The organism is bacterium, assembly GCA_041648665.1.
Classification (GTDB): domain Bacteria; phylum UBA10199; class UBA10199; order 2-02-FULL-44-16; family JAAZCA01; genus JAFGMW01.
This window is the reverse complement of the sequence record JBAZOP010000105.1, coordinates 1-9386: the sequence shown is the minus strand read 5'-3', so window position 1 is coordinate 9386 and position 9386 is coordinate 1. Positions and strand designations below refer to the sequence as shown.

Annotated in this window: 7 protein-coding genes; all 7 read right to left on the bottom strand. The window is 61.2% G+C overall.

Features of this window, described 5'->3' with window-relative positions; genetic code table 11:
• Positions 1–461 (bottom strand): hypothetical protein (locus WC683_17790; protein ID MFA4974462.1); only part of this gene is annotated, 461 nt, incomplete at its 3' end.
• A gap of 208 nt (positions 462–669) precedes the next feature.
• Positions 670–2664: a hypothetical protein gene (locus tag WC683_17785; GenBank protein ID MFA4974461.1), complete on the bottom strand. Its 1995-nt coding sequence runs from the start codon at positions 2662–2664 to the stop codon at positions 670–672.
• Between the two features lie 22 nt (positions 2665–2686).
• Positions 2687–5650, bottom strand: coding sequence for a DUF559 domain-containing protein (locus tag WC683_17780; GenBank protein MFA4974460.1), 2964 nt, complete (start codon positions 5648–5650; stop codon positions 2687–2689).
• Positions 5647–7878, bottom strand: coding sequence for a phage portal protein (locus tag WC683_17775; protein MFA4974459.1), 2232 nt, complete (start codon positions 7876–7878; stop codon positions 5647–5649). Before WC683_17775 ends, WC683_17780 begins: the two co-directional genes overlap by 4 nt.
• A gap of 13 nt (positions 7879–7891) precedes the next feature.
• Positions 7892–8041: a hypothetical protein gene (locus WC683_17770; GenBank protein ID MFA4974458.1), complete on the bottom strand. Its 150-nt coding sequence runs from the start codon at positions 8039–8041 to the stop codon at positions 7892–7894.
• The gene (locus WC683_17765; GenBank protein ID MFA4974457.1) at positions 8038–8226 is read right to left on the bottom strand and encodes a hypothetical protein; all 189 of its coding nucleotides are present in this window, start codon (positions 8224–8226) and stop codon (positions 8038–8040) included. Before WC683_17765 ends, WC683_17770 begins: the two co-directional genes overlap by 4 nt.
• Positions 8223–9320 carry a phage terminase large subunit gene (gene terL / locus WC683_17760; GenBank protein MFA4974456.1) on the bottom strand — a complete coding sequence of 366 codons (1098 nt, stop codon included), beginning with the start codon at positions 9318–9320 and terminating at the stop codon, positions 8223–8225. The genes WC683_17765 and terL overlap by 4 nt, the downstream gene beginning before the upstream one ends.
• Positions 9321–9386: the final 66 nt, after the last annotated feature.

The window sequence follows — 9386 nt, the reverse complement described above, 5'->3', positions numbered from 1 at the left end:
TCTCCGGCAGCCTTGGTGACCAGCTTCTCAGACCGCTCGCGGCACTTCATCAGCATCTCGGGCTCACGCCCGCCACGGGCCGCCTTCTGCACGTCAACTGCGAACCGGCCGAACGCGAAGTTGATCTCGCCCTTGGACAGCTTCTCCGCCGACTTGTTGCAGCCGGGCAGGTAGCCGAAGGTCGGGTCTTCGTCGGAGTTGTCCTTGACGGAGATGTGGATCATCTTGCTCTGACCCGAGGCCATCTCTTTCAGGCTCTTCTCGACCGCGTCCGTGGCCGCCTTCACCGCCGCGTCCTGGATGCCCTTGGTGGCGCTGGCCAGCTTGAGGTCGATGGAGTCGTCGTAGACCTCGCCCGCCTCGTTGTCCAGAATGGACTTCAGGGTGGCTTCGTCCACCTCGAGGATCGTGCCCTCGGCGTGGCCCATCCAGCTCTTGTTGAGTTTCACTTTCTTTTTCATCTGTTTCGATCCCTCTCTTGTGGGCGGCATTTCCACCGCCCGGTTTCTACTGTGGCGCGACTTCCCGCGCCGGTTTGCGGCCTCGTCTTCCGCCGCCCCTGCTTGCCGCGTCGGGGATAGGCAAAGTTGTCTGGCCGTTTCGACATTCGTTCAAAATCTCGTATGGAGAAAACCTCCACGATCACAAATCCATTGACGGCGTCAAGCTTCATAGGATCTTCCCTGTCCGCCGGGCCAGCGCCCGCTCCACCGCCGCACTCACGCCCTTCGCCACCAACACTGGGTCGGGCGGCGCATACAGCACCTTGACTGCCGGGGCGGGACGGACGACCGTGACGACGGCAGGCTCGCCAGCGCCCTTCTCGCTTGGCAGGGGCAGGTTCTCGTCCTCGTATAGCTTCTTGAGCCTGCTGATGGCCTCCTGCTTCTTGGGGCCTTCATACTTATTGCCCCGGTAACCGCCATGCAGCGCCGCCCACGCAGCACCCATCATGCCGTGATCCAGCTTGCCGTCGCGCTTGGTGGGGAGGTGGGTGGTGCCGTCGTCCTCTTTCACAAGGAATCCGCTGGGGTCTCCCTCTTTCTCCACCGCCATGAACTCGTACAGCGCGTCGGCCTCCGGCTCCGGCAGCGCCTTCTCCCCCGACTCGGCCTGCAGCTTGCCGCAGATGCGCTGGGCCGCCTCGGTGTCGTAGCCCTTGTCCTCCATGAAGGCTACGCAGGCGGTGAACGAATGGCCAGGCATGCTGGGGTTCTCCTTGGTGGCGGCGGGGTCTTGGAAACCCTTACTTGCAGCATACTTCTCGTGCATCTCGGCGTCGCGTTCATGGGAAGATGCGTGTGCTGCCACACCTCGTGACCGATAATCGGCAGCAGCGCTCCTGTGCAAGGACGCAGCTTCCGCATGGAGTTTTTTCTCTGCCTCCCGCTCTTCCTCTGTCACCCCATGCGTACGACCCTGCATGACAGTCAGATTCCCATGTTCTCGGAGCAACTTGCCTCGCATGAACGAATCAGTCATTCTGCTGGCGCGTGTTGCATCCTTACTGGGGCTATTATCTCCGCCACCCGGACCGCTTCCACCGATCTCTCCCGGCCTGCCCGCATGCCCAAAGTTCCCCGATCCCGGCCCGCCCTTGCTGATGATCTCGATCCGCCGGACGGCCTTGGTCTCCTCCGGTATACCGGCCGACCCTCTCGGCGGCAGCTTGGCGATGTACGCTTCCTTCTCCTCGTCGGACAGCGCGTTCCAGTCTTCCTCGCCGAGCTTGAAGTGCGCCTGCGCCCGCTGCGCGTCCGTGCGCGGGCCTGCCGGCTCCGCTTGCTTGCTGGTGATCTCGATGCGCTGATCGGCCTTGGCTTCCTCGGCCTTCTTCGGCTTCATCGTACCGAAGCAGTTCTCCTCGGTGCATTTCGTCCCTGGCTCGCACGTGCGCACCAGCCCGCACTCGTCGCACACGCACTTCTCCGGCTCCGCCTGCTTGGTGATCAGGAGGCCGCTCTTCTCGTCTACCCGCCAGCCGAGTTGCTTAATGACCCTGCCCCCCAAGTTCATGGCTTTGACCACCCCGATCATCTCAGCGTCCACGTTGCAAGGGACGCTCACGAACGAATGCTCCAGCAAGACGCCACCGGTGATGATCCGACTGATAGACTTCTCCGCCCGACTCTTATCAAACTCCTTCCAATCGCTCTGAAGATTGTTGGCCACGTGGTCCCAGTCCCGCGCTCCGGGCTTGGTAAAACTGGTGGGCACGAACCCCACGCTCCGGCCTTTCAAATGGCCCTGCCGCGTCAAATCCCACACCACATTGGCCAACGTGCCAGGGCCGGTGTCGGCATGAACAGTCAATGCTTTAATCCCATAATCGTCAGCCTCAATCCATTCGTCCGAACCGACGGGGAGTAGGCTGTAATTATGATTGACGAGGACGCTGCCGTATTTCTTGAATTCGTCCAACTTCAACGCCTTGGGAATAACGATCTCGTCGTCCCTATCTTGCGACCGATGGCTGACATAAGCCAACGATTTGCGGCAAGCAGGGTCAATCTCATTAACCTTAGCCTTCTCGGAGTGAGTATGGCGGTGAAGTTCCATGTCATCGGTCTTCTGGCCGGACTCCTTGGCTACATGGTGCACAGCGTCCTTTACTGGGCCGGGCAGGTAGTCAATCATTTCTTTGATTCTGAGTAGCGTTTTCATTCTGCGCTGTTCTCCTGTTATGTTATATCTTTTGGACTCTCGCAATTAAAGAGGTAACTCCGTTTTTAATTGCAGCGGCTAAGGTATGATGGCCGTCGTATATATATAATTTATCACCTTGCTGTAAGATAGCCACATTTGCTTTTTCTAACTTAAACTTGGAAGCGATCGCATTTACTTTATCCGCACCTGTATAATCCTGTGTAGGAATCAGATCGGATATATTCACTTGCAATCGTGTACCATTACCCCGGTCGAGAATACCAGAAGCTCTTTCCGCAGCGCGCCCAGAAGGAAGTGGCTCGGTTTTATGTCCTTGAATCTTTTCCCAGTCAAGAAAACCATCCTCAGGATTCCATATTGTATTCTCTTTACTAAGACTGTTTTCATCTCCCCCACCACCCCCACCCTCTCCACTCCCACCAACCTCACCTGGCCTGCCTTCGTGGCCGAAGTTGCCAGAGCCGGGGCCGCCCTTAAGCATCTTCTTGTGGTCTTGCAATGTCTTTCCGGCAAATGGAACTGTGGAATGCCCTAACAATGCCCATGCTGCTATTCGGTGGTTTCCATCGCTGACATAAAACCGGCCGTTTTCTTGCTGGAATCCGTAAGGAAGAACAAAATGGGCGCCCTCTTTCATTTCAGCAGCCATCTCTTTTACTTTATTGAGATTTATATAATCAGAAAGTCCGCCAGGGGACTCCCAATCTATTTTTGATATGGGGATTTCATAAATCTTCATTTCCCCTTTTTCCACCCATTGCTGCAAGGGGACAAGCTCGTTGGATAAACGCCAATTATTTTCCCATCCCACAGCTTCTGGAACTCGTAAATCTCTGGCGAACCGCGGCTGACCCGGCCCACTCCCGCCCACCTCACCCGGCCTGCCAGCGTGTCCAAAGTTCCCACTGCCGGGGCCACCTTTCTGCCTGACCATCTTCTCCTCGGCCAGCTCCGCCACCACGGCGCAGCGACAGTTATGAACCGCAAACCCTTTCGCGATAAAAGACTCGTCCTCCTCTACCGACAGATTCCACAAGGTCCCCGTGCGGCACCGCTTCTTGGTCGCCACGCCCACCACTCGACAGTGGACAAACCCATATTCCCCTGTGTGGTTGGCGGCGACTCGAAGCACCCGCTCGGCGACCTCGTCCATACGCTTGTTGATCTCCTCCTCAGAGAAACGCAATACCGTCCAGCCCTCGGCCTCGATCTCCCGCTGCCTCCGAATTTCCCTTGGCGAGCTGGCGTCGTGCCAGTAAGCCCCGTCACACTCGATGGCGATCCGCAAATCAGGAATAGCAAAATCCGCAAAATAGCCGAGAATCGGCTGTTGCTGCACGAACGGAATGCGCGCCTGCTCAAGCAGCTTTTTCATCCGCCTCTCGATACCGCTCATGAACCCACGTTGCGCCATGATGCTGTTCGGATGTTTCTCTGGGTGCTCACGCATAAATCGGCGGTACGACTCCGTCATGCGGCGGCGAACCTCTGGGATTCGGCTAGGGTTGTTATTCTTCATCCGCTGTGAAGATGCCAGCCGCTGCTCCGGCGTGTTGGTGGTCTCCTTCATGCGAGCACGCGCTTCCGGCGAGCGCAAAGGCCACTCACGTATGCCAGCCCAAACAAGCCGAAACAGATTACCCCTCCCGACATCCCACGCACGAGATGCGTCCCGATTCCCGCTGGAGTACTGATCCAACATTGACTTCCTATTTTTCTCTGAGACCGTTTCCCTGTGTGCCGGGTCAGCCCATTGTTTTCTCGCAATCTCTTTCGAGCTGCAAGACCCAGAGCAATATTTGCTCATATAAGGCGTCCAGTTGTTGCATCCCGGTCTGGCACATTTGACCGCCAGAACATATAGGGTCTGGCCTGCACGAATCTCTTTAGCGACCACCCACCGCCCGTTCACCAGCACAGGGTGGTCAGCAGTGACAGTGAGCTGCGCCTTCCTCTTGCCAGCGATCAATGCGGTAATGCGCGTCTCAACGATTTCTTGTCGTGGAACAACATGCTTCTTGAACACCTTACGGAACCGCCCCTTGTGAGTAAGTACCTGCTGCCCGACCTCCACATCCTTTATCGGTTTCCAGCCGCGTTCTGTGAATACCGGGGTGTAGGGATCTGTCAAACAGTTTGGATGCAAGGGCGGCCCGATCACGTCGCTGTAGTCGTGGCTCATCTCGATGTCCTTGCCGCCCCACTCGGTCTCCTGCGTCTCGCCCTGGTCGAAGAAGTTTTCGTCCAGCTCAACCACGGTGCCGTTCATCTCCTGGCAGAACGGGCAGGCGTCGCCAGCCGCCACCCACACCTTCCTGTCCACCACGCCCGTGCTGCGCCACGCCTCGATGTGGCCGGTGCTGTAGGCCCTGGCCGTCTCGGTGCGGGCGATGCGCTCCGCCCGAAAGCCCTCCCAGTCCCGCGTCAGGCCCTCGATGCGGTCGGACAGCTGGTCGATGGTCTCGCCGTTCTCCATGCCCTCGATCAGCTCCTCGCGCAGGGCGTCGGCGGTGGTCTGGTTGATGCCCTGCGCGAACTCAAACAGCTCGTCCTCCAGTGCCTCAATGACGTCCGGATCGTCCACCCACGGCGGAATGACGACGGAGGTGGGGGCGGCCTTCTCCACCACGCCCGAGTGCACCTCCACCTCCGCGCTTTCAGCCACGGCGTCCATGGGCATCCAGGACATCTTGCGGGTGTGGATAGGGAAGCGGCGGATGGACTTGAGCGCCTTGTCGCCCCCGGCCTTGAACACGCCGAACAGAACCGGGCGCACGGCCTTGGCTACCTTGGCATCCCAAGAGGCGGAGAGGACGGGGACGGGAGACGCCTTGACTGACCGCGCCAGCGCCCCGGCCCGCCCGGCCACTTCCGCGCCCTGCTCTCGGAAGATGCGCCCCATGATCTGGCGCAGCTGCCGCTCGGCCGCTCGCGGGGGCTGGCCCAGCGCCTTCTGCTCGTGGTCTTGTAGGGTGGCGATCATACCTTGATGTCGTCCAGTTCTTCCATCAGCTCGGCGAGGTCGTCGTTCGCCTCTTTCATGGCGTGCAGCTCCGCCAGGATCTTCTTCTCCAGATCGGAGGTGTCCGCCCCTTTCCTGAAGATGCGGGGCAAGGGCTTGTTGGGCCAACGGCGAGTCCATTCGGCTTTCAATTCTTCAGATCGTTTTCGACTGGCCTCGATTGTTTTGGCGATGGCGGCGCATTTAGCATCGGCGGCTGCTAGGCGCTCTCGCGCAACCTTCAACTCGTCCTCTTTGCGCTTGATAGTGGCGTCGGGGTTCTTGACCTCTTCTAGTTTGGCCTGTGTGTCGGCGATCTTCCGCTTCAGGTCTGCGATCTTGGTGTCGGCGGCGCGCAACTGCCTCTTCGTAGCACGGTCGTCGGCTATCTCGTCGTCGCTGCGCTCCTTGCCCATGTGCCTGCCGCTAGCGATCCGCTCCGCTACGGCGTCGTCCACGGACTGGCCCTCGCGGATGAATATCGGGGTGCCGCGCATCGTGATCCACCTGCCGCCTTCCTCGTCCTCACCCTTGCTCACCCTGCGCCCCGTCAGCGTGTCCACGGTGCCCCGGTCCCTGGCCCGCACGCGGTCGGGGTCGTGGCGGTCGAACCGGCCCGTCTCGTTCCTGACCCGCAGTTTGATCGGCATGCCGGCCAGCGTGGGGTGGACGTACGCGCCCTCGACCTCCATGGCCAGGCCGTCGCCCATGGCCTTCTTGGCGGCCTCGACCCGCTCTGCCAGGGTGGCCTCCTCTGCACCTTCTTCAGGCGGCTTGTTGACTGACGCCCCACCGGGAGAGCCGCTCGCCTGCGCGAGAGGACTGTTCGCCCGTGCTCCCTTGTCGGGTTGTGTTGCTGTACTGGCAGCGCCTGCCTCTGCGGGCATTGTTTGCGCGCTCCCCAGTGGGACAATTCCCATCGGAGCCAGCGGCACGTCGCCCCACTCGACGGGGTCCTCGCCGTTGCGCTTCCGGATCTCGTTGATCGTGACCTGAAACGTGTTGAGCCGCTGCGCGTCCTCGCTGTTCTGGAGCACGCGGTCCTTGGGCACCGGGTTGTCGAACGCCACGAACAGGCGCTCGTCATACATGGGGCACAGCTGCTCGTTCAGCTTCTCCTCGATGCGGGTGCAGCGCGGGAGCGTGTTGAACTGCGCCATGAACAGGTCGCTCCCCTCCATGCCGGAGCGCGGGGCGCGGGAGATGTAGCTGCTGTCGATCAGGCCGAGCGGCACAGGGAAGGCGGCGCATATCTTCTTGAGAATCCAGTCCTCGCCTCTGTTGAAGTCCAGCTCGCTGGGGTTCCAGCCCACCTTGTCGATCTCATACCGGAAGTCGGTGACCTTGATCTTGCCGGCGTTCTTGGCTCCCCGAAACGTGGCGTTCCACTCCCGCTCCACCTGCGCCCGCTGGGTCGGATCCAGCTCGCCCTCCAGGTACTTGACGATCAGGTCGGGGCGAGCCATGTTAGACATGGTGGCGAGGGTGAACTTCTCGCGCAGCTCGGCGCTCTCGATGCTGTAGGCCGCCGCCTGCACCGGCCCCATGCCGTACCACGGGTCGAGCGGGTTGGGGTACTTGAAGTGGATGACGGCGTCGGGCGGCAGCTCCAGGCGCTGGTCGCTGCCGAACATGTTGTTGTACCCGTACCAGTAGCCGCTGACGAACTTGTCCCTGTCGGGGATGATCCGCACCCACTGGCTGCGCAGGACAAACAGCTTGCTCGGCACGCTCAGCTTGTCCTTCTCCAGCATCCAGTAGGCGTTGCCGGTCAGGTCGAGCATGGTGGAGGTCAGCTCCTTCATCTCGAAGCCGTTCTCCTGGTCGTTGACGTTCTGGAGCAGGTCGAGCAGCGGGTGCTCCTCCAGCTCCTCGAAGTCCTCGGCTCCGGCCACGTGGTCGATGCTCTTGCCGATGCGGGAGCGGAGCCACTGCGTCTTTTCCTTGCCCACGGCCTTGGCGGAGAAGTTGCCGACCTTGCTCTCGCCCTTGCCTCGACTGGCGTACAGCTTGAGCGGCGTGGAGGCGAGGCGTGTGGCCGTGACGTTGACGCAGCTGTACGTCCACCCCCAGTACTTGCGAACGAGGGCCTCCTGGTTGACGTCAGGGACCTTGCCGTACCGCGTCATGAACTCCAGCACGCCGCTCGGCAGGCTGGCGGCCACGACCTTGGGGAACAGCGCCGCCTTGATTCTGGTCAGTATGTTCATCAGATGGGTTTCCTCAAGAGCTGAACTGGGCGACCTCGCTGCGGGTGCGCCCCACCTCAAATATGACCGGACGGACCACCTGATCCAACATCTCGAACGTCTTGTGCATGGCGTCGGCCCTGTGCGGCGAGATGGGGACGTGCGTGTCTCGGCTTGCGATCATGATAGTCTCGTTCCTGTCCAGCAGTCGGGGTCGTTGTAGATGCGGTGAAACTTCTGGTTCGGTGTCTCGTCAGTCCTGTACACATGCCCGTCGCTGGCGGGGGCGGGGACAGGCGTGGACTTGGTCCGCTGCGCCTTGATGCGGGCGCGCAGTTGATCTGACAGCGATAAGGTGCTGTTGCTCATGCCGGCACCCCCTCCTCGGCCAACACGCGCTCCAGCGCCGCCCGCTCCTCGGGGGTCTTGGCTTGCGCAAATAAATCTGCATACTCCCCGCCCGTCCTGACCAGGCTCAGCTCCTCGGGCCGGGGGTCGCTGCCGACATGCGGGGCGATCTGCTTGAACGTGAGTTTGTTGAACGCGCCGGTCGAGGCGTCCACCCGGTCCTTGTACTTGCCGTTGGGGAACAGCTCCAGCTCGTCGATGTAGTCCTTGGTGAAGGGACGGTTGAGGATGAACACGTTGCCCGCCTCCACCTGCGCGGCGAACGGCTCGGCCCGACTGACCTTGTCGCCTGTGACCCGGTCGGCCTTGACGATGAATCCGCGCAGGTTGCGGACGGTGGCCTCGGCGCTCTCCTTGCCGCCGCTGCCCGGCTCCTGCTCGCACCAGATGCGGACCGCCCGCCCGTCGAGGACGGCGGTGGACTTGATGCGCTCCTCCCGCTCCAAGGCTCCCCACTGCCCGGCCACCACGTCGGCGATGACGTAGGTGCGGTCGCGCAGCTCGTGGATCAGGACGCCCGCACTGTAGCAGCCCTTGCCGACGGACCCGGCCTTGTCCCAGTAGCGGATGGAGTGCCGGATGAATCCGGCGGGCACCTCGTTGATGATGTTCTGGAGCAGGTACTTGACCTTGAACATGCCGCCCTCGCGCGGAGACGGGCGCTGCTGGAGCTGGCCGGCAGACCCGTAAGAGCCGAGCTGCCCCTCCAGATCCTTGAGCTGCTCGTCCCCAAACTGCTCAGGCCACAGCGGGTCGCCTTCCTGCTGGCGCGAGTCTTGGAGGTGGAGGCTGGTGGAGATGGTCTTCCGGCCCTCGTACCGGGCGGGCAGGCACAGGTGCTCCCACCTGCCGCGTGCCTGGGACAGCAGGTGGCCGGTGAGGTCGTCCTGGTGGACGCGCTGCATCACGATCACGTACGCGCCGGTCTTGGCGTCGTTGAGGCGGGTGGACATCGCTTGGTCCCACCAGTCGAGCACCGCCTGCCGCTGGGTGGCGGACTCGCCCTCGATGACGTTGTGGGGGTCGTCCACAATGATGCAATTATGAACAAGCACCCCACCGCAAAAGAAGTTGCAGTTGCCCTCGATCTGCAAGTTGTAGGTGGCTACTGCCTCCCCCAC